Source organism: Halobacillus litoralis, from assembly GCF_009856415.1.
Classification (GTDB): domain Bacteria; phylum Bacillota; class Bacilli; order Bacillales; family Halobacillaceae; genus Halobacillus; species Halobacillus litoralis_C.
In genome coordinates, this window is record NZ_WMEZ01000005.1 from 37,364 (window position 1) to 62,143 (window position 24,780).

The 24,780-nt window shown below is 43.8% G+C and carries 24 protein-coding genes; 17 read left to right on the plus strand and 7 right to left on the minus strand.

All coding sequences use genetic code 11. The features are described from left to right. Positions 1 to 101 precede the first annotated feature (101 nt). From GLV98_RS13225 to GLV98_RS13235, 3 genes are all read left to right on the plus strand, one after another. Positions 102 to 1,121, plus strand: coding sequence for a DUF3231 family protein (locus GLV98_RS13225; RefSeq protein ID WP_160915971.1), 1,020 nt, complete (start codon positions 102 to 104; stop codon positions 1,119 to 1,121). A 174-nt stretch (positions 1,122 to 1,295) separates the two neighbouring features. Continuing rightward, positions 1,296 to 1,667 (plus strand): ArsR/SmtB family transcription factor, encoded by a 372-nt coding sequence (locus GLV98_RS13230; RefSeq protein ID WP_237417139.1) that lies wholly within the window; start codon positions 1,296 to 1,298, stop codon positions 1,665 to 1,667. A 339-nt stretch (positions 1,668 to 2,006) separates the two neighbouring features. Then, the gene (locus GLV98_RS13235) at positions 2,007 to 4,307 is read left to right on the plus strand and encodes a heavy metal translocating P-type ATPase (RefSeq protein ID WP_237417140.1); all 2,301 of its coding nucleotides are present in this window, start codon (positions 2,007 to 2,009) and stop codon (positions 4,305 to 4,307) included. Positions 4,308 to 4,346: 39 nt separating this feature from the next. On the opposite strand, the gene GLV98_RS13240 is transcribed toward GLV98_RS13235, so the two are convergent. Beyond that, positions 4,347 to 5,237 (minus strand): fructose bisphosphate aldolase, encoded by an 891-nt coding sequence (locus GLV98_RS13240; protein ID WP_160915977.1) that lies wholly within the window; start codon positions 5,235 to 5,237, stop codon positions 4,347 to 4,349. Positions 5,238 to 5,411: 174 nt separating this feature from the next. Between GLV98_RS13240 and GLV98_RS13245 the strand changes: the two genes are divergently transcribed. Continuing rightward, positions 5,412 to 6,143 carry a TspO/MBR family protein gene (locus GLV98_RS13245; RefSeq protein WP_160915979.1) on the plus strand — a complete coding sequence of 244 codons (732 nt, stop codon included), beginning with the start codon at positions 5,412 to 5,414 and terminating at the stop codon, positions 6,141 to 6,143. 26 nt (positions 6,144 to 6,169) lie between these two features. On the opposite strand, the gene GLV98_RS13250 is transcribed toward GLV98_RS13245, so the two are convergent. Next, positions 6,170 to 7,366 (minus strand): cytochrome P450 family protein, encoded by a 1,197-nt coding sequence (locus GLV98_RS13250; protein ID WP_160915981.1) that lies wholly within the window; start codon positions 7,364 to 7,366, stop codon positions 6,170 to 6,172. Positions 7,367 to 7,562: 196 nt separating this feature from the next. Here GLV98_RS13250 and GLV98_RS13255 point away from each other — a divergent pair, with 196 nt between their 5' ends. The 4 genes from GLV98_RS13255 (at position 7,563) to GLV98_RS13270 (ending at position 11,220) form a co-directional block, all read left to right on the plus strand. Beyond that, positions 7,563 to 8,480: an aldo/keto reductase gene (locus tag GLV98_RS13255; RefSeq protein WP_160915983.1), complete on the plus strand. Its 918-nt coding sequence runs from the start codon at positions 7,563 to 7,565 to the stop codon at positions 8,478 to 8,480. Between the two features lie 367 nt (positions 8,481 to 8,847). Continuing rightward, on the plus strand, positions 8,848 to 9,279 hold the full coding sequence (locus GLV98_RS13260; RefSeq protein ID WP_160915985.1) for a DUF1641 domain-containing protein: 432 nt from the start codon (positions 8,848 to 8,850) through the stop codon (positions 9,277 to 9,279). Between the two features lie 17 nt (positions 9,280 to 9,296). Continuing rightward, positions 9,297 to 10,478 (plus strand): NAD(P)/FAD-dependent oxidoreductase, encoded by a 1,182-nt coding sequence (locus GLV98_RS13265; protein ID WP_160915987.1) that lies wholly within the window; start codon positions 9,297 to 9,299, stop codon positions 10,476 to 10,478. A 193-nt stretch (positions 10,479 to 10,671) separates the two neighbouring features. Continuing rightward, complete coding sequence (locus GLV98_RS13270; RefSeq protein ID WP_237417141.1) at positions 10,672 to 11,220, plus strand: CBO0543 family protein; 549 nt, start codon at positions 10,672 to 10,674, stop codon at positions 11,218 to 11,220. A 160-nt stretch (positions 11,221 to 11,380) separates the two neighbouring features. On the opposite strand, the gene GLV98_RS13275 is transcribed toward GLV98_RS13270, so the two are convergent. Then, positions 11,381 to 11,881, minus strand: coding sequence for a hypothetical protein (locus GLV98_RS13275; protein ID WP_160915989.1), 501 nt, complete (start codon positions 11,879 to 11,881; stop codon positions 11,381 to 11,383). A gap of 116 nt (positions 11,882 to 11,997) precedes the next feature. Next, the gene (locus tag GLV98_RS13280) at positions 11,998 to 12,423 is read right to left on the minus strand and encodes a hypothetical protein (protein WP_160915991.1); all 426 of its coding nucleotides are present in this window, start codon (positions 12,421 to 12,423) and stop codon (positions 11,998 to 12,000) included. A gap of 243 nt (positions 12,424 to 12,666) precedes the next feature. Here GLV98_RS13280 and GLV98_RS13285 point away from each other — a divergent pair, with 243 nt between their 5' ends. Further along, positions 12,667 to 13,224: a CotY/CotZ family spore coat protein gene (locus GLV98_RS13285; protein WP_237417142.1), complete on the plus strand. Its 558-nt coding sequence runs from the start codon at positions 12,667 to 12,669 to the stop codon at positions 13,222 to 13,224. Between the two features lie 110 nt (positions 13,225 to 13,334). On the opposite strand, the gene GLV98_RS13290 is transcribed toward GLV98_RS13285, so the two are convergent. Together GLV98_RS13290 and GLV98_RS13295 are read right to left on the minus strand one after the other, a co-directional pair. Beyond that, positions 13,335 to 13,703, minus strand: a complete 369-nt coding sequence (locus GLV98_RS13290; protein ID WP_160915993.1) for a hypothetical protein — start codon at positions 13,701 to 13,703, stop codon at positions 13,335 to 13,337. 11 nt (positions 13,704 to 13,714) lie between these two features. Then, positions 13,715 to 14,905: a ParM/StbA family protein gene (locus GLV98_RS13295; RefSeq protein WP_160915995.1), complete on the minus strand. Its 1,191-nt coding sequence runs from the start codon at positions 14,903 to 14,905 to the stop codon at positions 13,715 to 13,717. Positions 14,906 to 15,677: 772 nt separating this feature from the next. On the opposite strand from GLV98_RS13295, the gene GLV98_RS13300 reads away from it, so the two are divergent. The 3 genes from GLV98_RS13300 to GLV98_RS13310 all read left to right on the plus strand — a co-directional run bounded on the left by GLV98_RS13300 (position 15,678) and on the right by GLV98_RS13310 (position 18,824). Next, entirely contained in the window at positions 15,678 to 16,439 is a 762-nt protein-coding gene (locus GLV98_RS13300) for a CsxC family protein (protein ID WP_160915997.1), read from the plus strand. A gap of 186 nt (positions 16,440 to 16,625) precedes the next feature. Then, positions 16,626 to 17,360 (plus strand): CsxC family protein, encoded by a 735-nt coding sequence (locus GLV98_RS13305; protein WP_160915999.1) that lies wholly within the window; start codon positions 16,626 to 16,628, stop codon positions 17,358 to 17,360. A gap of 66 nt (positions 17,361 to 17,426) precedes the next feature. Continuing rightward, positions 17,427 to 18,824, plus strand: coding sequence for a hypothetical protein (locus GLV98_RS13310; RefSeq protein ID WP_160916001.1), 1,398 nt, complete (start codon positions 17,427 to 17,429; stop codon positions 18,822 to 18,824). Between the two features lie 51 nt (positions 18,825 to 18,875). Here GLV98_RS13310 and GLV98_RS13315 read toward each other — a convergent pair whose 3' ends face one another. Continuing rightward, positions 18,876 to 19,673 (minus strand): CsxC family protein, encoded by a 798-nt coding sequence (locus GLV98_RS13315; protein ID WP_202410056.1) that lies wholly within the window; start codon positions 19,671 to 19,673, stop codon positions 18,876 to 18,878. Between the two features lie 287 nt (positions 19,674 to 19,960). On the opposite strand from GLV98_RS13315, the gene GLV98_RS13320 reads away from it, so the two are divergent. The 5 genes from GLV98_RS13320 to GLV98_RS13340 all read left to right on the plus strand — a co-directional run bounded on the left by GLV98_RS13320 (position 19,961) and on the right by GLV98_RS13340 (position 24,776). Continuing rightward, positions 19,961 to 20,671 carry a ZIP family metal transporter gene (locus GLV98_RS13320; RefSeq protein WP_160916339.1) on the plus strand — a complete coding sequence of 237 codons (711 nt, stop codon included), beginning with the start codon at positions 19,961 to 19,963 and terminating at the stop codon, positions 20,669 to 20,671. Positions 20,672 to 20,726: 55 nt separating this feature from the next. Then, positions 20,727 to 21,098 carry a VOC family protein gene (locus tag GLV98_RS13325; protein WP_160916003.1) on the plus strand — a complete coding sequence of 124 codons (372 nt, stop codon included), beginning with the start codon at positions 20,727 to 20,729 and terminating at the stop codon, positions 21,096 to 21,098. Between the two features lie 55 nt (positions 21,099 to 21,153). Next, positions 21,154 to 21,597, plus strand: coding sequence for a DUF6376 family protein (locus tag GLV98_RS13330; protein WP_160916005.1), 444 nt, complete (start codon positions 21,154 to 21,156; stop codon positions 21,595 to 21,597). Between the two features lie 312 nt (positions 21,598 to 21,909). Next, complete coding sequence (locus GLV98_RS13335; RefSeq protein WP_160916006.1) at positions 21,910 to 23,133, plus strand: MFS transporter; 1,224 nt, start codon at positions 21,910 to 21,912, stop codon at positions 23,131 to 23,133. A gap of 110 nt (positions 23,134 to 23,243) precedes the next feature. Beyond that, positions 23,244 to 24,776, plus strand: coding sequence for a BCCT family transporter (locus tag GLV98_RS13340; RefSeq protein ID WP_160916008.1), 1,533 nt, complete (start codon positions 23,244 to 23,246; stop codon positions 24,774 to 24,776). Positions 24,777 to 24,780 lie beyond the last annotated feature (4 nt).

Genomic DNA, 24,780 nt, shown 5'->3' on the forward strand with positions numbered 1-24,780 from the left:
GTGCAGGCCGTCCTCCTCCCAAGATGTATGAATTCTTAGCTCGACGCTCAAATTAAGGGTAGAAATTTGAAGATTCAGGAGAAAGAAAAAGGGGTTTAATTATGAGCAATAAAAAGGTTGATTTAACGGCAGCTGAACTAGGAAGCCTATGGACTTCGTATCTTTATGACAGCATGAGTCTCCAGTTCGTTAAATACATGTATGAAAAAGTACGGGATGAGGATGTCAAACCTCTTATAAAAAAAGCGGTCAAAATTTCAGAGCAGCACGTTCATAAAATCGAATCGATATTCAAAAAGGAAAATATCCCGATACCTTATGGGTTTTCGGAGAAGGATGTGGAACTTCAAGCCCCTGATCTTTACACGGATACGTTTAAACTTACGTACATGTTACACATGGGACGAGTCGGGATGATCGTACACACAGGTAATTTATCTGTGGCTTCAAGGAGAGACGTACAGGATTTTTACGGGCATGCCTTGAACCAGGTACAGAACTTGTATCGGTCGGCATCCGAAACGGCCTTGGAAAAAGGGTTGTTTTTAAAGAGACCTTATATTCCCTATCCGAAGCAATTTTCTTTTGTTAATGATACCGGGTACTTGAAAGGAATCAATCCACTAAAAAATCACCGGATTCTCAATGCTATTGAAATCACTCATTTGAGCTTGAATATCGAGACAAATCAAATTGGAATCATGCTCACTTCAAGCTTTATGCAGTCATCGCAATCCCAAGAAGTGAGCAAATACATGAAACGTGGGAAAGAAATTTCAAAGAAACATATCGATGTTCTTTCAAAGACATTATTGAAAGATGATATTCAGGCGCCGATTTCTGCTAATCATGCGATTACAGATAGTACGACGCCCGTCTTCTCGGATAAATTGATGATGTTCCAAGTGAGCCTTCTGAATTCAGCCGGTTTCGGAAATTATGCTACGGCAGCCGCTGCCAGCCAGAGAAGTGACCTCACATTGAATTATGAAAGACTTTCAGCAGAAATTGGCCAATATGCCCATGACGGGGCAGAAATCATGATTAAGAACAAGTGGTTGGAAGAGCCTCCTTCGGCCCCTGATCGTGACCAGCTGGGCAAAGGATTGAAAAGGAAATAAGGGGATAGAAAAAAGATCAGACCTGTTGTCCAAGTGCTCCGTGTTCGAGCACATGGATATCAGGTCATTTTTATATTCAAATGACTATTTGATTATTATCATTGACGAAGTGGGAAAAGAGGGCATACACTATATTTAAACATTAAAACGACTATTTGAATGAAGGTGACTACATTGAGTGAAAACGTTGTGAAGAAAGCACCGAAAGATACGTGCGATACTTTTTGTTATGATGAAGAACTTGTCCAAAGAGTCCAGCCGAAGGTGGATGAAGTCCTTGGTGTGGAGCTGATTTTCAAAGCGCTTTCCGATGCCACGCGCTTAAAAATCGCGTATGCCCTGACACTTGAAAACGAGCTTTGTGTGTGTGATGTAGCGAACATCATCGGTTCAACGACAGCCACTGCTTCGCACCACCTCCGGTTACTGCGCAATATGAAATTGGCCAAATACCGGAAGGAAGGGAAGCTCGTTTTCTATTCTTTGGCTGACGAGCATGTCCACCAGTTGGTTTCTATTGCGATTCAACATTCGAATGAAGTATAGAGAAAAACTGAGGTGAGAGGATTGAGTGAGGAGAAAAAAGCGAGTTGCTGTTCAAGTTCGGAAGAGATTTTGAAAGATGAAGCGGTGTCTTGTTGCTCTAGCGCTAAGGAAAAAGAGAAGACGGAAACAAGTTGTTGTTCGACCGTTAAGAAGGAAAAGGAGCCGGAAGCAACTTGTTGCTCAAATGCTACGGAAGAAGTGGAGGCGAACTCGACTTGTTGTTCTAGTGATACAACCAGCAATGAAGCACCCCAAGACCATTGTTGTGGAAATGAGCAAGAAGAGGTTTCGTGTTGTAGCTCAGGCGCGGATGTTGGAAGTGCTCAAAGTTCAAACGGGATGAAATTTAATGTCAAAGGTATGGACTGTCCTTCTTGCGCGGCCACCATTGAAAAAGGGCTGCAGAAGATTAGCGGCGTCCAATCGGTCAGCGTTAAGTATGGGACCGGCAAGATGACGGTAGCTGCTGAGGATGAAACCCTTTATGATCAGGTCCCGAAACATATTCGTAAATTAGGATTTGAAGCAGAGCCAGTGGATCGTCATAAGAATAAACAAACCTACAAAATAGAGGGAATGGATTGCGGCTCTTGTGCGATGACGATTGAAAAGCATTTGAGCAGAAATCCTGCCGTTCAAGACGTTCAAGTCCAATTTTCGACAGGGAAGATGCATATTCAGCATACGACTTCTCCAAAAGAAATAATAAAAGAAGTAGGCAGGGCCGGATTTCAAGCTTCCATGGAAGGGAAAAATGACGATCAAAACCGGAAAGCTGCCAAAGGTGATGGGATATCAACGACGACTTTATCAGGGGTCTTCCTTGGTCTAGGTTTTATCGGTTCATTCGTGAATATTCCAGCTGAATTCATCACGGCTTTTTATGCGGCAGCCATTCTTATCGGCGGGTTCAAGCCTGCGAGAAGTGCTTTTTATGCAATCAAGAGCGGTTCTTTGGATATGAACGTCCTCATGGCATCGGCAGCTATCGGGGCTGCCCTTATCGGAGAGTGGTTTGAGGGTGCCATGGTCGTCTGGCTGTTTGCATTAGGCAATACACTCCAAAACCGGTCCATTGAAAGGACGCGGGAATCGATCAGAAGTTTAATTAACCTTACGCCAAAAGAAGCTACGGTCAAATCAGGGAACCAACTCGTCCGTAAAGCGGTAGAAGAGGTGGGGATTGGCGAAGTCATCGTCGTTAAACCTGGGGAAAAGATTCCCTTGGATGGTGATGTGATTACCGGCATATCCAGTGTCAACCAAGCACCGATCACTGGAGAATCTTTGCCTGTAGATAAGCAAATGGGAGATATCGTTTATGCAGGGACAGTAAATGAAAGTGGATCGTTAGAAATCGAAGTCACAAAGCTCGTGGAAGATACAACAATCGCTAAAATCATCCACCTTGTGGAAGAGGCTCAAGAGAAGAGAGCTCCTACCCAGGCTTTCGTGGATCGGTTTGCGCGTGTCTATACACCGATTGTATTCACTCTCGCTCTGTTGGTTATGGTCGTTCCACCTCTCTTCGGTTTTGGCACGTGGGGAGATTGGCTGTATAAAGGGCTCGCTTTACTTGTGGTCGCCTGTCCGTGTGCTCTTGTTATTTCTACACCGGTCGCGATTGTTTCAGCCATCGGAAATGCAGCTAAGAATGGTGTGCTCATCAAGGGCGGTACGTTTCTTGAAAAGGCCGGAACCATCAAAGCCATCGCTTTTGATAAAACAGGTACCCTTACAGAAGGGCGTCCAAAGGTTTCGGAAGTGCACGCACTAGGCGTAAGCGAAGATGAATTGATCCGTGTGACGAGAACCATTGAAGAACATTCCACTCACCCGATTGCTCAGGCAATTATCACGTATGCATCAGAACGAAATATGACGGCGATCGAAGGCGAAGATTTCCAAGCAATTGCAGGAAAAGGTGCGAAAGCGAAGTTGGCTGGTGTGGAATATTTTGCTGGAAGTCCGAAGTTGTTTGAGGAGATACAGGTGTCTCTTTCTGATATAAAAGAACGGATTCAACAGTTGCAAAATGAGGGGCATACCATTGTCGTTGTAGGGACATCAGACAAAGTACTTGGCCTCATCGCTGTTGCTGATACCATTCGCGACATTACCGTTCAATCGATTCAAAAGCTGAAGCAGGTAGGGATGCAGGAAATGGTGATGCTCACAGGGGATAACAAAGGAACAGCGGATAAGATTGCAAGGGAAACAGGCGTTGATCGCTATTTCGCTGAGCTTTTACCTGATGATAAAGTTTCAGCTGTGAAGAAACTGCAGAAGGAAGGAAAGAGTGTGGCGATGGTTGGAGATGGGATCAATGATGCTCCAGCTTTAGCGACCTCTGACCTAGGAATCGCTATGGGGGGAGCAGGAACAGATACGGCTATGGAAACCGCAGATATTGTGCTGATGGCCGATAATCTGGAAAAGCTTCCGCACACGATTCGTTTGAGCAGAAAAGCGTTGAAAGTTATCAAACAGAATGTGTGGTTTTCCTTAGTGACGAAGCTTGCGGCCCTGTTGCTCATTTTCCCAGGTTTCCTGACCTTATGGATGGCTGTGTTAAGTGACACAGGGGCAGCTTTACTCGTCATTCTCAACAGTATGAGACTATTAAGAAATAAATCATAAAGAAAAGGGGCGACTCAAAGATCGCCCCTTTTTCTTGTGTTATTTTTTATAGACCGAAGCATCATAGATCGAGTCGACCGCTTTCTTCAGCTCTGCATTGAATTCCTCATCAGACTGATTAGCATTCAAGTCTGCGGCCAGAGCACGTGAGAAACTTGCGATGACACCATCGTTTTCTTTGAGCTTCTCGTTCGCTTCCTCACGGGAATAACCACCGGAAAGGGCAACGACACGTACCACTCGAGGGTGATCGACGAGTTCTTTGTAAGCGTTCGGCTGCGTAGGGATTGTCAGCTTCAGCATTACGTTTTCATCATCAGATAGCTCATTTAAGTGTTTCAAAATTTCATCTCGGAGAAGTTCCTCGCATTTTTCTTTATCACTGCTGTGAATATCGACTTCTGGTTCAATGATCGGTACAAGGTCAGAAGCGATGATTCTTTTTCCAATGTCGAACTGCTGTTGAACGACTTCTTTAATTCCGCTAGGATTTGGCTCATGGATGACGGAACGCATTTTTGTGCCGAAAATATTGCGTTCATTGGCACGGCGCAATGTTTCATCAAGATTATCAAACGGTTTCATAAGCTGGACGCCGTTTTCTTTTTCTGCGAGCCCTTTGTCGACTTTAAGGAAAGGGACAACCCCTTTGCTGGCTAAATAATCAGCCGTGAATTGACCTTCAATCTCCCTGTCCATCGTTTGCTCGAAGAGGATGGCTCCAAGGATGTGATCGGCATCAAAAGAAGGAGAGGTGATGATTCTTGTGCGCATTTGGTGGACAAGGTCGAACATCTCATCCTCACCTGAATAGGAATCTTCCGGGACGCCATAAGCGGCCAGTGCTTTCGGTGTACTTCCGCCACTTTGGTCAAGCGCTGCGATAAACCCATTGCCGTTCTTCATTTTTTCAAATTGCTTGTTGTTCATGTTTTCCACTCCTTTTTCGTAGTGTGAAAATTTCCCTTTATACTCTTCCCTTAAATTGGACTTGCATAACACATTATGGGGGAAGAGTTTTGGGTATGGATGTGGGGGATGGTGTTTTATTAGAGCATGAAAAGGAATACTATGTATCAATCAGAGTTTAGAGGAGGAGTTTTTATGGGGAAGTGGATTATGAACGTTCTGGCGTTCATTCTTGTGGTCACTGTGAATGGGCTTGCCAATGCTTTGCCTCTGAATGGTCAGACCACAGGTGAAATATCCAACCGTCTGAACGTGTTATTCACTCCTGCAGGGTATGTGTTCAGCATATGGGGTCTTATTTATATTTTACTAGGAATCTGGGTGATCCGGCAGTTTCCGAAGAGCAGACGGGATTTGCCAATCTACCAAGAAACAAGCGGACTCTTCGTCTTAAGCAGCGTGCTGAATAGTCTTTGGATCTTTATGTGGCACTATGAGTTTTTTGGAGTTTCGGTATTGGTGATGATTGCGTTGCTGCTAACATTGATCCGCTTATATCAAACCTTACAGAAGAATGATGCTTCTTTTTTCGACCGGCTTCCGTTCTCTGTTTATCTTGGCTGGATCAGTGTCGCAACAATCGCGAATATCAGCTACTATTTGACTTATATTGGGTGGGATGGATTCGGAATTTCCGCCTCGGTTTGGACGGTACTGTTAATGATTGTGGGTACACTGCTTGCGGTTTTCTTTATGAAGAGCCAGGATGACTGGGTATACCCGCTCGTTTTTGTCTGGGCGTTTATCGGTATCGGAGTTAAAAATCAGGGGAGTGATGTCCCTCTTGTTGTAAACTCCGCTTTTATTCTTGCAGGACTCCTCCTTGTGGTCACCCTTTTATATGCATTTAGAGGAAAATCCACTTGATGCGTTCATCAAGTGGATTTTTTTGCTTACAAAGAAACAGGAAGGGAATCAAGCCCTCTTAATAGGAAAACGGACCGCCATTCGGGCTGAGTTACATCACGATTCAGGTCAATGTCAGGGAATGTGGTTAGTAACTTTTCCAGCGCAATTTTCCCTTCGAGTCGAGCGAGAGGCGCGCCGAGACAAAAATGGATCCCGAACCCAAACGCGACATGTGCATTTCTTTCTCTTGTCACATCAAATTGAGAGGCATGTTCAAATTTTTCTTCATCACGGTTAGCTGAGCTGAGCGATGCGACAATGAAATCCCCACGCCGGATGGACTGGCCGTGGAAATCGATGTTCTCATCTGCCCATCGGGCCGTCGAGAAATCGACAGGACTGTAATAGCGAAGTCCTTCTTCGATCGCACCAGAAATGAGAGTAGGATCAGCCTTTACTTTTTCAAGCTGGTCAGGGTGTTCAAATAGGGCATACAGCGTATTCCCAATCAAGTTAACCGTCGTTTCGTGGCCGGCGATGATCAAAAGGACGATCATGGAATAAAGTTCGTTTCTAGTCAGCTGTTCCCCGTCTTCTTCGGTTTGGATGAGATGGGAAACCAAGTCATCCTGAGGTTCGTATTTTCGTCGTTCAAAAAGCTCTGTCAGGTAGGTAGTGAAAGCTTCTACATCACCCATGAAGTCAGGGTCCATTTCATTGGATGCAGAGACAATGGTGTTGGACCATTTTCTGAATTTATCCCGGTCCTCTGCGGGAACGCCAAGCATCTCACTGATAACGATAATAGGCAGGGGAAAAGCATAATCATCAATTAAATCAACCGTTGTTTCTTTTTGCTTCATTTGGTTTAATAGATCATCCGCAATTTCACGGATTCTTGGTTCCAGCTGCTTAATGGTTTTAGGGTTGAAGTAAGGTTGGACGAGTTTGCGCAGGCGTGAATGGTCAGGTGGATCAACGTCGAGCATCATGTTTTGGAAGATGTTGAATTCATTTTGTTCGGCGTCTTGAGATGAAGAAGCGAATAATTTGCTTTGGTCCTTAATGAAACTGGGTGATTTCAAGAGTTCTTTCACGTGCTCGTATTTCGTAATCATCCAGGAGTGGTTCTTCCCATCACTGTTCATGGGGAAAATAGGTCGATCCTTTCTTAACTTTTCATAGAACGGATAAGCTCCATTTTTAAAATTCGACTGCTGGAGTGTTTCCATGTTTCCCATTCAACGTTCCTCCTCTGAAATGATCTGTCTCCCTTGGATTATATAAGGGAATGCAGATAAATGGAAATAAAAGGAGTACCAGGTCATCCAGATTCTGGATGACCTGGTACTCCCTTTTATTGTAAGCGTTATTCCTTTCGGTTTTGAGGGAAAGTGATAGGATAAGGGTAGGCTTGGAAAGAAAGGTGGAAACATTGTGAAGAAAATTCAATTAGGGAACAGTGATTTAGAAGTCGGAGAAATATCTCTTGGCTGTATGAGAATGAGTGAGCTGAGCACGAAGGATGCATCTGGAGTGATCACGAACGCAGTCGAGAATGGGGTCGACTTATTTGATCACGCCGATATTTATGGTAAAGGAGAATCGGATTCTGTATTTGCGGAAGCTCTGAAGGAGACCGGCGTGTCACGTGAGGACATCAAGCTGCAAACGAAATGCGGCATTCGTAAAGGTTTCTTCGATTTTTCTAAAGAGCATATTCTGGAGTCTGTGGATGGCAGTCTGAAGCGGTTGAATACAGATTATGTGGACAGCTTTTTGCTGCACCGTCCAGATGCTTTGATGGAGCCGGAAGAAGTAGCGGAAGCATTTGCCACATTGAAAGAAAGCGGAAAGGTACGATACTTTGGTGTCAGTAACCAAAACCCGATGCAAATGGAACTCCTGAAGAAATACATGGGAGAAAGCTTGATCGTCAATCAGCTGCAACTCAGCATCGTCCATACACCGATGATTGATGCTGGTTTTAATGTGAACATGCAAAACGATCCGGCCGTCGTCAGGGACAGCAATGTATTGGAGTACTGCCGCCTGAACGACATCACGATTCAAGCATGGTCACCATTCCAGCACGGGATGATTGAAGGTCCTTTTGTAGGCAATGACGCGTTCCCAGAAGTGAATGCCAAGCTTCAGGAACTGGCTGAAAAGTATGATGTGACGGATTCTGCCATCGCAATTGCCTGGATTCTTCGTCACCCTGCGAACATTCAACCTGTTGTGGGGACTATGAATACGCAGCGGATGCAGGACATTGCCAAAGCTTCTCATATTGTCTTGTCCAGAGAAGAATGGTACGAGCTTTACCGGGCTGCTGGTAACGATTTACCGTAACATCTGTTGAAGTAGGGGGCTAATCGGGTTTGCGGTTAGCCTTCTTCTCGTATGGAGAACCTTTCCTCATATAAAATAGGTAGAATCCGGAATGAGAAAATGTCTTTAGCGAATGATAATAACAGCGATAAATCCGTCTTTTTGATTGAAAATGCTGTAAAAAGAACGGGGATTTTGAAAAAAATCACGATTGTAAGCGTTTATTTTGTAAGAATGTGTTGTGCTTCACAAGATTATATTTTACTCTAGTAACGTTAGCTATAAAATAGCACTCTTACTGTTTTATAACAGGTAGAGCTTTCGTTGCTTGTACTAGTTATTTACTTATAAAAAAATGAGCCCCGGGCTCAAAAAAGGAGAAGTGGATATGGCAGATTCATTCACAACAGAAAAAGACGGGCAGACAAACGTTGCTCGTGACGAGCGTGAACTGCTCGACCAACTACTGGAACCTGAAGTACAGGAATCTTTGACTGTTCTTGTGAAAGAGCTTCCGAAGCTTACCGAATTGGTGAAGATTCTTTCAAGCTCCTACGATACCGTTCAATCGCTTGCGACGGATGAAGTTCTGAAAAAAGACACGGTTGAGTTCATGTCAGAAGTGGCTGAGCCTCTCAAACATACCGTGAAAGAAGTAGCGCAGAACGCAATCGAAGCGAAAGATCATGCGGAAAGCAGCTCAGAAGTCATCGGACTATTCGGCTTGATGAAGATGTTGAAAGACCCTCAAGCTCAAAAAATGTTCCGTTTCGTCAACGCATACTTAAAAGTATCCGCTGAACGCAATCACAAAGAGTAGGAAATGGAGGAATCAACATGTCAAAAGAAATCGTCATTCTAGGCGGCGGTTATGGCGGGCTTCTTGCCGCTTTGTCTGTGCGCCAATACATGGACGCTTCTGAAGCGAACGTGACAATCATTAACAAAACCCCGACACACCAAATCATTACAGAATTGCACCGTTTGGCAGCAGGAAACATTTCTGAGCAGGCGGCAGCGCTTCCTCTTGAGAAGTTGTTGAAAGGAAAAGACATCAACCTTAAGGTTGCGACGATCGAGTCCTTTTCTGTCAATGACAAGAAGATTTCACTGGAAGATGGTTCTGAACTGTTCTATGATGCTTTGGTCGTGGCACTGGGTAGTGTAACGAACTACTTCGGCATCCCAGGACTGCAGGAACACAGCATGGTCCTTAAATCTGCGGAAGATGCAAATAAAATCCGTGAACATGTGGAAGCACGCATTCGTGATTATGCAGCAACGAATAACGAAGCAGATGCACACATCGTCATCGGCGGTGGTGGCTTGACTGGTGTTGAGCTTGTCGGTGAATTGGCTGATGAAACACCAGCTATGGCTAAAAAGTACGGAGTTAATCCTGAAGAAATCAAGCTGACACTCGTAGAAGCGATGCCGAAGATTTTGCCGATGCTTCCTGATCACTTGATTGAAAGAGCAACGAAGAGCCTTGAAAAACGCGGCGTTGAATTCCTGACAGAACTTCCTGTCACGAATGTAGAAGGAAACGTCATCGAGTTGAAAGACGGCCGTAAACTGACAGCGAATACGTTCGTTTGGACCGGTGGAGTTGCAGGCAACCCACTTGTCGGTGAATCTGGTATTGAAGTAAATCGCGGACGCGCGTCTGTGAACAACTATCTTCAGTCCGTTTCCCACAAAGACGTATTTGTCGTCGGTGACAGTGCGGTTTACTTCAAACCAGGTGATGAACGCCCACAACCACCGACAGCGCAAATCGCTTGGCAGATGGGTGATACCGTCGGTTATAACCTATATGCCTTCCTTGAAGACAAGAGCTTTGAAGAGTTTGAACCTGTCAACTCAGGTACGCTCGCAAGCCTTGGCCGTAAAGACGCGGTCGCTTTCATCGGTGCCAACCAGACACCATTGAAAGGTCTTCCGGCTTCTGTCATGAAAGAAGCAAGTAATGTACGTTACCTTTCCCACATCAAGGGGCTATTCGCACTTGCCTATTAAGAACATATGCTAAGGTGAAATACCCTTAACAAACGCCTGCTTCCAACCGCTCCCAAGCGAAGACGAAGCAGGCGTTTTTTTGTGCTGTATTTACATTATTTGCCACACCAGGTCATCCAGATATTGGATGACCTGGTGTGGCTATTTATGGGAGTGGAACGCTTGTGTATAAAGGGGAATAGGGGAGTGCAGAATGGAGATAATCAATTTCTTGGAGTGGTGGGAAATGTATTTATTATTAGTCATCGTGGTGTGGATTCTTTTTGCTTATCGTTTCGTTGATTGGAAGCAGGTAGAGAAGCAATACCCGACGATCCTGTTTTTTATTACTGTGAACATGACCTATAATTTCCTCTATTATAATCACACGCTGTGGGCATTCCGTGGGGTGACACTGGAGTGGCTGAACCATTCCATCATTAATATGGCGTTCACTTTTTTCATCTGTCCTGTCGGCTTAATCATTTACTTGCAGCGTTTTCCCAAAATGAAGAAAAACCAGTTCATCTATATCACAGTCTGGGTTGCATTTTACACGATCTTGGAGTGGCTGTTTTCTATGAAAGGGATGTTCGTCTATGATCATGGATGGAACAACTGGCTCAACATTCCGTTGAATGCGGTCTTATTCATCGTGCTTTATATTCATTACCGAAACCCTGTCCGGGCTCTCATCATATCCCTGCCGATTGTTGTCCTTTTCTACGTATTCTTTCCGTTTCCCTTGGACAGTTTAAAATAGAAAGGATGTCATGAACCAGTGATGATACGCGATGTGCTGTCTGCCCCTATGTTTTTAATCCTGCTTTTTACTACTTATATAGCTATGTGGACCTATATCGGTAAGAAAAAAATCAACAAAAAATGACCTGCTCCTTAGGATAAAGAGGCAGGTCATTCTTTTATTTGATTTGCGTCCGTTTTGATGTTGGATGATTGTCGTCGAATTTTTTGAACGAAGTTTCTGGTTTAAGCGCAATCGTTTCTTCTCCCGCTTGTTTTCCCAGAGACTTATACTTGAGCTGGAACTCATCTTGTACTTCAGGCGTTTCTTCCACGGAAGGTGACTGTCTCATGCCGGCGATCCACGTGTCGAAGTCATACATACCACGGTCGATAATCAAGCCCAAATCTTCAAGTGACTGTGTCAATTCGTTCAAGCAATCCAAACCGTTCCTTAAAATAATGCCTTTTTCTTTGGCTTTATCAACGGAATGCTCGAGACGATAGCTCTCCCCTTGATATGTAAACTCCACAAAACAACTGTTACGGTCCCAATTAAAATTGAAATTCTCAACCTTCAGGCGTTTGACCACTTTGATCAATCTTTTTTCACAAATGCTTTGCTCTTTATGTGGCATCCATCGGAATAGAACATTCTTGAATAAACGATTCTTGAACATGCCATTCACCTTCCTTTTTTATTAAGCCTAATCATGTAGTGACTGTATAACTATTTCTACAAGATCGATGCGATGACCTTCCATTTTCAAGGATAAATTGTAGAATAAAGGAATTTTCATCTCAATCCTTGCAGAAGACTCTCGTCCTTCTCACGAACGAGGTCGTATGTTTCGAGTAAATGGTCGGGGACGAATGCACGTCCATAGTTCCACGCATTGGTTTCAATGACGGACTTCAGCTCTTCGATCTCCTCATCTTCTCCGTACATAAGTGTACGCAAATCGTGTTTATGTTTTTTGAATGTCAGGTAGTAGCCTATTTCGTGGTAGAGAATGATTTTAACAATATTTTCTTCAGGTTCATTTACTTTTATTTTACTCATATATCCATTGATTTGTAGATAGTTAAAATTCACTGTATTTGTGGATACATTATAACTCATAGGTGCTGGAAGTTTATTATTGATTTCATAATTGATGTCCAGTTGATGTTCAAGCAGTGTATCCTTAATAATTTCTTCAACCTGCCGTATGTAAAGCATGAAAAATCACTGACCTTTCCTTTCTATTATTCTCAGTATAAGTGAAGGGAAGAGGTGAACCAAGGTACGATACGATCATAATTAAAAAGTCCTATCCTGGGACATTTGTAGGAGTTCGAGGGCCAGAGGCGATCTCTCTGTTTCTTAGGGGGAAGAAAATTCCCTTGCGATGGGCGCACACATCAAACGAAAATCGTCTCCTCACGTATAATACGATAACTGAATGATTAAGGAGTGAAAAAAATGAGTTATCGAGCGTATGATTATGACTATGATTACGACCATAAAGATGGATGCTGTGGAAAAAAAGATAAACACCATAAAATGAAACATTATAAAAACTGCGTGGAAGAAGTATTGGAAGCCATCCTTTTTGCGCAGAAGAAAGCGAAGAAGGATGATTGTCACACGTCTTGCCAGCAGTCGATCAATGATCTGATCGGAGAAAAACGTGTAAAGAAAAACACGATTCCTTTTCTTTTGTATTGCGGATGTGAACCTTTTAAAGGCACAGGAGTAGCCACATATTCCTGTCACTCTAAGAAAGAGAAAATCAAGTGTATCCATACTCACATTTTTAAAATAAAAGAATTAAACAAAGATTGTGCCGTTCTCGAACTTCTGGACTTTAAATCAGACCTGAAAGATAAACACCCGAAACAATGCCACAGCAAGCACGGATCCGCCTGTCACCAACTGGATCATAAGGATTTGGATGATCTTGTAGGTACTGGCATTTGCATCACTGTGGATTTATCATGTTTTTGTGCGATTACCTGTCTGCCAGCCGTTCATTTGTAAAAAATCGCTGAATCTGACATGGCGAAACACCGATTGACCTTTCCTATGCGTATAAACCGGTAAAAGAAAAGAAGGTAGACTAAAGGAGCCTACCTTCTGTACATACGTGTTTACCCACCGAAAGCTTCTAACAGATCCTCGATTTCCTGAATGTTCATCTCCTGTGAAACAAGTGGTTTCTTGAAGGAGGATGGGGCCCTTTCCTTCTGATATGAACCTGCCGCAAGCAACCTCTTTATTTCCAGTAATTCAGACAACACCCCATTTGTACCCTCTTGCTGAGAAGTAGCAGCCTTATGAAAGTAGTGGTTCAAGGCAGAGAAGATCAAATGATTCAGGGTGTTATTCTCTGAGTGATAGGCAATTTCCTCTCTCATTTCAGGGGAGACCTTGTGATGGTCTCCTGTTTTTATATCAATGAAGGAATCAGGGATCGTAAGCACGGTTTGTTTAAAATAATCGTGATATACGTTTGACATTCCTTCACCCTCTAACTTTTAGTATAGGCGTAATCGTCCGCGTATTCTTTGTTTTTGCTTATCCACTGCATCTTAGCAAGAATCATCAATCCCTGCACATTCAATTGCGACATGTTTTCAGGGAAAAGTAATTCAATCGGACGTCCGCGTTCATTCCATTTCACGGCTGCTTCTTTGATTTGTTTTTCAGCGATTTCAGCGGCTCCGCCGACCGCGATGTATCGGGAGGCTCCCTTGATCTCATTGGAACGGCTTCTCACTCTGTCAAAATGTTCGAGATACTTGATTGCCATCAAACGCAGCTGTGGAGTGATGTATTTACTAATATCTTTTCTTACTCCTGCGAATGGCTCCACGTACCATTCGGATTGACCGGCCACGAGTTTTTCTTCAAGCTCCGAACGTGAATTAAAGCTGTACATTTCATTTTTACTTACTTTTTGTATGATATGGTCGAGGTATTGATTGATGCCGAACGGCTCGCCTTCGACAGATGCGACCGGTTTATTCTTCTTGATCCCTACAAAGTCAACCGAATCTCCGCCTAGATCACCAATGAGAATACCTTTCGAAGAATCCTTAACGAGTGAATCGTCTGAGATCATGAGCGTATCCTGATCTCTCGTCAAAGCTAAGTAGGCAAGGGCTCCTTCCGCTCCTACGATGACATCCTCAATTTGTATTTTGACTGCCACTTCCTTCGGTTCTCTTATCCCAGGCACTTTATGAAAAATGACCGTATGATTTCCAATCAAGCGCTGTTTAAAGATATCCTTCTTTTCTTTGTATTGGGTCGTTGGTAACGATACGGCCAGCTGGTCGATCGTGAACTGGAAATCCTCTTCAGCAGGATTGGTCAATAAGGCATGATACGCAGCGGTAGCAAAAAGCAGAATGTAGGTGCGCTCTTCGTCAACTTTTTGATTATTGAATGATGTTAAGCTGACGTTTTTCTGCTGCATCGCTGACTTACCGATATAAAAAATCTCACGTCGATCCTGGATCGAAGGGCTTTTGATTTCAACAATCAAATTTTCTTCAAGCTCCACATCTTCCTCATCGTACGGTTTTTCGTAAAATTCTTCATCAAACAAGGCGATCGCGTTTGGCATCTGATAATCAAATGTTTCTCCTTGATCGGATACCAAAGCTTTGTACCAGCTATTTCCGACATCTACGGCAAGAAAATTATTTCTGTTCATTTTCTACCTCCTCATTCTACAACCTATGTAGAAGAGGCCGTCCCTGTGCGAATACCCATTTCCCTTATTAAAGTATATGGCAGGGTTGTGTAAGACTCCGTTTCGAGACTTTTGTTGAGTGGGTGGGGCTGCGGGGAGTGACTCGCTTTCCGCGGGAGCGCGGTGAGCCTCCTCGGACTCCGCGTCCTGTGGGGTCTCACCAAGCACTCTCTTCCCGCAGGAGTCTCCCCATTCCCCTCCGCCCCTAGGCTATATCAGTTTCTCGAAACCACTTCTCGGCAACTCCGCTAGGATGCTTAATCGAAGTGAATCATATAAAGTCCTCTTCAGTGGTGATTCTCAGCGAGAAAGGCCTGACAGAGCACTTTATGTATGTTTTTGGGTCGGGGTGAACACGTTCCCCACCTTGGTAAAGGGGTTCGTCTCTCTACATCGAATGGGGTGGTTAGGAAGCTGCGAGACTCCCGTGGGAATGGATTGGCTGGCGAGACCCCACAGACCGAAGCTCGAGGAGGCTTGCCGTCATCCCCACAGGAAAGCGAGTAGCTTCCTAGCCACCCCTGACGCCCAACACGGCAACGAACCCCGAAAACATCTCTGAAACTGAGTCTTCAAGAATAGGGAGCTTTTGTTTAATTGATAGAAAAGGAAAAGTTTCTATTAAAAATGGAGGACTTGGTCAAATTCCACGTTTATACTCCTTCATCTGACCATGCTTAATAGAGTAGATTGCATAGAATACAGTGAGGTTAATATAAAGGAGGAAAAAGTGATGAAAAAAGATAATTGTCACGATAATTGTGTAAACCTTAATGCGTCAGCCTCAGTTGACAATTGCACAAACGGAGGTCCTGTGGATACTCCAGTAAACCCTGCAGATGAACTTACTATCAAAGTTCCTGTGGAATTGGGCGCGTATGATGTTACAACTCACCTTGTAGCAAATATCAAGTTCCCGCACCCTGTACTAGAAATCAAGGACATTAAGAAAAGAGTGGTAATCACTCAGTGTCGTTTGATGACCCGTACTTCAACAGGAACCGACGACTTATTCACAGATGGAGAATTCCCATTGTTCATCAAAGGATATGTCCGCAAAAACATTCAATATGCGAGCCCGGTTTATGGTGCTTCCGGAGAATGTATCTCATCTGATATGAAGTCATTGACAACTAAGGTCCACTTCGACTGCATGACGACAGTAGATCTTGAAGGTTTGGTCCAGCTCCCTGTAGCGAACACAAGAAGAGAATTCGACTTCTTCCGTGCTCAAGACCTCGGTGAAGGATTCCCTGAAAAAGATCAACTTCTATCTAGCGATCTTTCTCAGTATCACCAGGAGAGCACACAAGCGTACAACGAGCTCCCATACTGTGAGCTTATCGCAAGTGACATCATCGAGTGGGATGAAGCAACAGACCGTCAATCATACAGTCCGGTTGACGAAGGCTACTTCCACCACATCGTTGAAAAAATGATGGTCAGATTCCGCGTCAAAGTTTTGCAAAAACAACAAGTCGAATTGAATGGCTAATCGATAAGACAAAAACACGGTTCCTTATAGAAGGGATCGTGTTTTTTATTTTATTCCATAGGCGTCTGATGGTTCATCTTTCATGAGCGTGTTGGCTTGAACGTATCTCAAAATCGAGATAAGAGCCCAGACATTGTCAGTTCTTCTACATACCATGGGGATATCTTTCGTTTAGGAGGCCATCGAATGTCTGATAAACATAACGATTCCTATGAGTGTGAAAAAGGGTATTGCAAGCCGTGTAAGCCTCATGTAAGTATTGGCAAGATCGTCACAAAGGTGCCAGTCGTTCTCGCCGAACTCAATGTCCAGCTGAACATAAATGAAACCATCACTTTCCCAGAGCCTGTTCTTGAAATTAAAGATATTAAGAAAAGAGTCGCGTTAACTCAATGTCGATTGCTTCTCCCTACAAAAAAATTGTTCCTTAAAGGATTCGTCCGTAAAAATATCCAATATGCAAGCCCATCGAACGAAATCGAAATGAGCACAGATACGACGGTCGCTTCAGATCTCCATTCGTTCACGGTGGATATTCCATTCGATACGATCATTGAAATCAAAGATTTCTTATCCATGCCAGTCATGCCGAAAAATAATAAGCGGGAAGAATTTGATTTTGCCGTATCTCAATCCTTACCTTCCGGATTCCCTGAAAAGGATGAATTGTTGAGCAGTGATCTTTCTCAATATCACCAGGAGAGCAGCCAATATTACAACGAGCTTCCTTATTGTGAATTGCTTGCTAGTAAAATCATTGAATGGGATGAAGCGATCGATCGCCAACCACTTCCAGGATCTTCACCATTCAATGAAGGCTACTTCACGCAGGTCGAAGAAAAAATGGTGCTCGACATTTGCCTTAAAGTTCTCCAGGATCAACAAATCCGCGTAGCTTCAGCTTCCAATGATGATTGCTGAGTGACAAGTATAGGACAGAAAGGAGGGGAGAAAGGATGCTGAAGGGCAAGCACCTTTCTGAGTAATATGAAGAGGGATGAAATCAAGTTTAATCAAACACGCTGGACGAAGCGGTCACATCCGAAACCACAGAAAGCAAAGGAAGAGCGTAGAAAAGAAAATCATTCCTATGATTTTCAATTTGAGGAAAATCCGTCTGTTTCAGAAGATCACCATGACATCTATTCTCCTTACGACTCAGGTGGAGAAATGCCTCGACCCGTCATTTCCCCACCTTCAAAAATTTTGGATAATGAAACAGAAGAACATGTGTTAGCAGAGAACCGGAAGCGAATGTCTTCGTTCCGGAAAGACTCGATGTCCATAATCGAAGATCCCCGTAAAGAGGAAGATTTCTTTGATGAATCATTGGATCGTCCTCAGGTGGGAACCAGAAGGGGATGGAGGAAAAACAACCCGTTCTTGCCAGAATTACTAGCGTTATTAAAAGAGGAACCCTGCCCAGACTGGAGTTCCATGAATGACTCTCAAGAAATGGAAGACGAGGATTTTAACTATTCGATTTTGACGGATATCGTTTCTTCCATGGGGGAGTCCTCGGACGATCGTCAAGGTTTTAAAGATCACTACCAGGCTCAAAAGAATATCGTTTTGGATGACGAATCTTCCATGTTTCTGGAGGAAGAAAAATCAGATGAAAAGGTAATAGCCAAAGGCTCATCTGAAGACCTATTTCATGAGGTTTGCTCCATGCTGGATGAATCCAGTTCTTGGTCAGAAAGAATTGAATGGTCCTATGATGAAGAAGAATCATCAGAGCTTATCGCAACTTCTTTCGATGAAGAACACAACTGTATGGAGGAAGAGTCTTTTTGTGAGCTAGAACAGGAAGAGAGCGAGAGTAGTTCTTCATCTTTGGAAGACTTTTGTGAAGAGGAAGAAGAATCTTCACACACGGCATGGAACATGACTGTGAAAGTCCCTGTCTTATTATCTACTCAAAAGGTCGAAGTGAATCTGATGGAAAACTTGAACATTCCTGATGATCTATGCGAAATCATTGATATTGGATTATCTATTCACTCTCAAAAGGAAACCGTTGTTCTGCCATCTTCCTATGTTTTTCTTAGTGGCGTACTCGTGGTGGAGGTCGTTTATGACAATGGAGAATCATTGCAGCAGCTTAAACAGACGGTGCCGTGGGAAGAGACAGTATGTGTGTATTGGAAGAAAGAGCCGCAGCTCCCTTGCTCAGATCGAAAAGAATACACTTTTGACTGCGAAGAGTTAGGAAACGTACATTATGAGTTCGTTGAAACTTTCGTTGCTCCGGTAGAAGTAGAAGAGCAAAGTGTGCGTTTCGTCAGTCACAGTGATGCCTCTATCAAGGATGGGAAACTCTACATTCAAGGGTCCGCTCAAATCGTCTATGACCTTTTACAAAAGCAGTATGTACACATATAATTCTTTTCACAAGAAAAAAGAGATGCCCCGTCAAGGAGCATCTCTTATTTGTTATTGACCGATGATTTTTCGGAAGCGGCTGTAAACTGTTTCTTGTTGTTGAGTTGTTGCAGCCTGAGCATCTTCTTCTCCACCGTTATCGCCATTTGGCGGAACTGATGGGAATCCGAGATCTTGTTGTTTCTGGGTCAACTTGATGACAAGGTTGATGTCCATTTTTTCCGTTACTTTGTTGAAACGTCCCCAGTTATCAAAATGATGCACGATGTCCCACTGGTTTACAGCAGAAGCAAGCAGCTTACATTTGATTGGCTGGTTGTAGATTTCGAACGTCAAAGAACCGAATTCGCAACGGTCAGCGCCCATGCCGTCTTTGGCAAGTTCACGGCGTTGGAGGACGTTGTCTTTCACGCTGTATGGGAAGTCGAATGGATACTGGACGTCGTTTGCAAGTTCAACCTGATCGTAGGCTTTGAACGGGATATCGATGCTGTAATCTTTAACATATCCATACCCATCTTCCACATACTGGATGTTTTTGTGTACAACCCCTTCAACAAACAATTTCACGTACCCAGGGTTTCCGACGACAGGAATCGCTTTACACTGCGTCAAGGAAACGTTTTTCTCGATGTTTTTAATGGCTCTAGCATACGATGGTAGTTCGAAGTCCGCCTCAGTAAGAGACTGAATCAACACATCACCAAGAATGATTGTTTCTTCTGTATCATCCGAAGAAAACTCTTCTGATGCAGTGAAGAGACTCTTTGATTTGGCTACATCGCTGGATAGAGGTGGACATTTTTTACCGTGTCCATACCCATTTCCGCATCCTGTGTTTTTCCTCATATTGTTCACTCCTTCTATATTTTTGTCAAAAGTCTACCTTTCTTTCAGACAAGTTCCTTTTGACTCATTAATACTATATGTCTCTATGAAGGAAGGTGAATGGACGAGTGACGATAGGCTTTAAAAATAGGTGCTTTCCCTCAAAATCTATGAGCGGAAGCTTTGGGGAAGTATGGACCGGCCTATTTGGGGCGTCTAATTCGGGCAGCTTGGTCATATGGTAAAAAAAGAAACGGTGAGCTTTGGCTCTGACAGGGGGGGATGCTGTGGAATGGAGTTTGTGGGTGATGGTGATGTCCGCGTTTGCGACTAGTGTCGGAGCCCTTCCTGTATTATTCATACGTTCCATATCCCACAGGCGGATGGACAGCATTCTTGCCTATACAGCGGGGATCATGGTGGCCGCTTCAACGTATGGATTAATTCCTGCTTCGCTTAAGCTCACCAATTTGTATGTGCTGTGTTGTGGCGTTCTTGTGGGAGCACTGTTATTGAATGTATTGGAATACATCATTCCTCACATCGACCTTGATCATGAACGAAGTGATGTGAAACTTCCTCAAGAGGCGCTTATGTTTGTTGCGGCTATGACTCTCCACAACATTCCTGAAGGGTTATCCGTTGGGGCAAGCTTGGCGAGTGAAGTCGAAAATCTTGGACTTGTTGTGGCCTTATCGATGGGGTTGCAGAATGCACCGGAAGGGTTTTTGGTGGCCTTGTTTTTGTTGAATCAGGGCGTCCGTAAATCTTTAGGGGTGGCGATGGCCTTTTTGACAGGAGCAATCGAATGTTTAGCTAGTGTGTTTGGCTTTTTTATGGTTCATATTGCCTTGTTTCTCGTTCCATATGGTCTTGCCTTTGCTGCGGGAGCGATGTTATTCATCGTATATAAAGAACTGATCCCAGAAACGCATGGTCATGGTTATGAAAGGCTCGCTACTTTTTCCTTTCTGCTGGGACTTCTCAGTATGATTGGGGTTGTAGAGTGGTTCAGGTAGCTCCTCGTCTTCTTTTCGATTACACTGATAGAAAAGGGGAAAAGGAGTGGAAGAGATGTACGAAGGTATTCACCACGTGTCCTTATTAGTATCAGATATCGAAAGAGCGAAACATTTTTATCGTGACGTATTAGGGTTTGAAGAGAGCCCGGATCGTCCAGATTTTGGATTTCCAGGTGCATGGTATCAGGTGGGGACGACGCAGATCCATTTGATTGTCCATAAGGAAGGACGAACCTTCCGAGGGACGACAGAAATCGATTCCCGTGACGGACATTTTGCAATAAGAGTGAAGGATATCGAGGCATTCCTTCATCGTTTGGAAAAGCATGGAGTCGAAATGCTGAACAAGCCTGAGAATAAAACCGAATGGCATCAGGTGTACATCAGTGACCCAGATGGAAATATCATTGAGTTTAACAAATAATATCGTGCATTATACAAGAGGTACTCGGATGATCTAAGGGAAGAGGTGAAGAGGTATGAAAAAAGCTGCTCTTACCGTTTTATTAAGTGCCTCCCTTCTTGGAGGGTGTGGACTGATTGATGGAGTGAATGATACTCTCACGTACGTCAATGAAGCAACAGAATATGCCAATGAAGCCAATACGTTTGCAGAAGAAGCCCCGGCACTCGCCGAACGTGCCATCACAGATCCGCAAGCGGCACAGGACCTTGAAACAAAGCTAGAGGGAATGAAAGAAGATATCGAGGAATTCAATGGGCTGGATGCCCCGGAGGTCGCTTCCGACTTGCACCAACAAGTGGTCGATCAAAATAACCGAGCCCTTGAGGGAATCAATGTCTACCTCTCCAATATGGAAAATGGTCAGCTTGATCCGTCGGTGCTTGAAAATACAGAAGTCTTCCAGACACTCAACGAGCTTACAAGTCTCCTTGAACAAATCCAACAATTCGGTGAGTGATCCTTCTCCGCATACGAATGTAAATAAAAAAGACTACAGCCCCTTTTCACCAGGGCTGTAGTCTTTTTTGTGTGAACGCCTTCCCCTTTTGAATACGGTTGCGAAGATTTTTTAAGTCATGGTGACAGGGGAGACGAACCCTTTCGTGCAGCCCTGCACCCTAAAAAATTTCAATAATCAAGGATTAAACATTCCTCCTTTCTACTTGAAAAGGTAGTCTTTGAAGGATTGTGTCATTTTTTCTGTTTAAAATCCTCTATGACGGTTATATATACTTAAAAAATAGTTTTGTTGGGATGTGGAGGGAAGGTTATGGGACGAGGAGAGAAACGACTGGGGTTGATTACAGCACCGGGTTACCCAAAGGAATTGGGAGAGGCTTTGGAGAAAGAGCTGCCGGAGCTCCTCAGCTATTATGTGGAAGACAATTACAACTGGGAAGTGGAATATACCGTCGACGCGCTTACAGGTGTGACGGAAGACTCTGAAGATGTTCTGGAGGCGACGATGGATAGGAGTGAAAAGGAAAACTGGGATTTTGCTGTATGCCTGACAGACCTGCCTTTATTCAAAGGGAAGTACCCAATTGTGGCGGAAGCGTATGAAGAGGGGCATGTGGCTTTAATCAGTCTTCCAGGTCTTGGATCGACTCCTATGATTAAGAGAGTGAGAGAGTCTATTTTACAACTAGTGAATGAAATCTATTATGGAAGTTCTGACGAGGAGCGCGAGCATGCAGAACAGAGGATTCAGTCGAAGGATGATGACCAACATGAAGAATTGAGAAATAAAAGCTCAACAAGACTGATGGGAAAGAGGGGATTTGAATGGCTTTCGCCGATTCAGAGAGAAACCCCTCATGAAGAGGATGCCAACATTGATGTTCGGTTCACTGTGAAGTCCCGCATCAGTGGAGCTTTGCGCCTTTTAACCGGAATGGTTCGTGCTAACCGTCCGTGGGCCATGTTTCCGGCCTTCCTGAAAGTCATCGTTTTTGCTTTTACGACAGGTGCGTATGCGCTGGTATTCCCGACATTATGGAATCTGAGCAACAATTATGGCATATGGCGCATGTTCATGCTTTCCATCGTATCCATCGTAGCGATGGTCGGGTGGATCATCCTTGCACATAAGCTATGGGAAAAACCGAACGACAAAAGAGCACCGTATTTACGGAAGCTGTATAACGCGGCTACTGTGTTGACACTTTTTGTATCTGTCAGTTTGTATTATGTGCTTCTGTTCTTTATCTTCTCTCTTGCGGTGATTGCCTTCATTCCAATGGGGATGTTGAAGTCACAGTTAACGGGTGATGTTGGGTATATCAATTATTTTTATATCGCCTGGACCGCAACGAGTGTTTCTACAATTATCGGAGCGCTCGGTTCTGCGCTTGAAAAAGAAGAAGTTGTGCTCTCTTCCACTTATGGTTACCGTCAGCGTCAACGGTATGAGCAGATAAAGAAAGCGGAAGAAGAGGAACAAGAAGATGAAGAAGGTATAGAAACTCCTCAAGAATTGAAGAGGGTGAAATAAGAAAAGACTACAGCTTCAAATTATTATATGAAAATTGTTTCTTTTAAGTTATGTATCAGCCTCTAGCGGGTAGAAGGGGAGGAGAATCTTACGTAACTTAGGAGGATTGGATGAGAAAGAAAAAGTTGATTGATTATAAAATTTTTGTTCCTTCATTAATTATAATGATTGGCATCAGCATTCCATTTGCCCTTTATGAGGCAGAATCACTGGAACTGTTGAATGCCATTTTTGATTCCATCGTAAATAACTTTAGTTGGGGCTATCTTTGGTATGGTGTGATTTTAGTGGTAGCCGGATTGTATTTATCTTTTTCTAAATACGGGCAGGTGGTTCTTGGTGATCCCAAAGAAAAACCGCGCTTTACGCTATTTGAATATGCGTCCATTTTAATTGCGATGGGTGTGGGTTCGACGATCATGCGGACAGGGATGCTCCAATGGACTTCTGTCGCTAACGATCCACCTGCCGGGGTGGAAGCAGGTTCCGCTGAGGCATTACTGTGGGGGAATGCTTACAGTATGTTTCTGTGGGGATTCCAAGTATTCGCCATTTTCGTCATGATTGCACCAGCCATGGGGTATATTCTTCATGTCCGTAAGCGCCCATTGATGAGAATTTCAGAAGCCTGTCGGGTGCTGTTCGGGGACAAATTTACGGACGGCCTCGGTGGCCGAATGTTGGATGTCTTGTTTCTGATTAGTATTCTTGGAGGAGCATCTGTAACGTTAGGTCTCGGAGCACCAATCATCACGCAGAATTTATCCCACTTGTTTGGTATTGAAGTGAACTTCACACTGACGATTACCGTTACGATCATTTGGGTGCTTTTATTCTCGTTAAGTGCCTATCTCGGCATCGAACGAGGGATCAAAAGGTTGAGTACTTGGAATATGTATATCGCAGGCTTCTTTGCTGTGTTTATTTTAATTGGTGGACCAGGCGTATTCATCCTCAATTATTTCTCAGATAGCTTATCGTTTTTATTATCCAATTATTTGAATATGTCCCTGAATACAGACTCCGTTCACCAGGGAGAGGCTTCGCATGTTCAGAGTAATACCGTATTCTGGTTCGCATACAGTGCCACATGGGCGATGCTGCACAGTGTGTTTGCTGCAAAGATTTCCAGAGGGCGCACGATCAAGGAAATGATTTTGACCTACTTGCTTGCGCCAACACTGATCTCCTGGATAGCGACAGGAGTGCTCGGTGGACTGGGGGTCCATCGCTATCTCTCTGGAGATCTTTCCGTATTGAATTTAGTGAAAGAAAATGAACGAATGGCTGCGATTCCGGATATTCTTTCTACTCTTCCGTTCGGTGAAGTGGCTATCGTCATCTTTATGGTCGTCGCTCTTATTTTCCTGACGACAACGCTGGATTCGACCACATATACCGTAGCCGCTTACACAAGCACGAGAGACATGAGTAAATTTGAACCACCGAAACTATTAAGGATTATCATTGCTGCGATCATCACAGGGTTTGCCCTTGTGCTGATGAGAATTGGAGGATTAGCACCTCTGGAGGTCATTTCAGGATTAATGGGTCTACCGGTCATTATCATTCAATTCATCCTCATCTACGCTGCGAAGCGGATGATCGATGAAGATCGTGCATGGAGTAATAATATAAGATAAATCG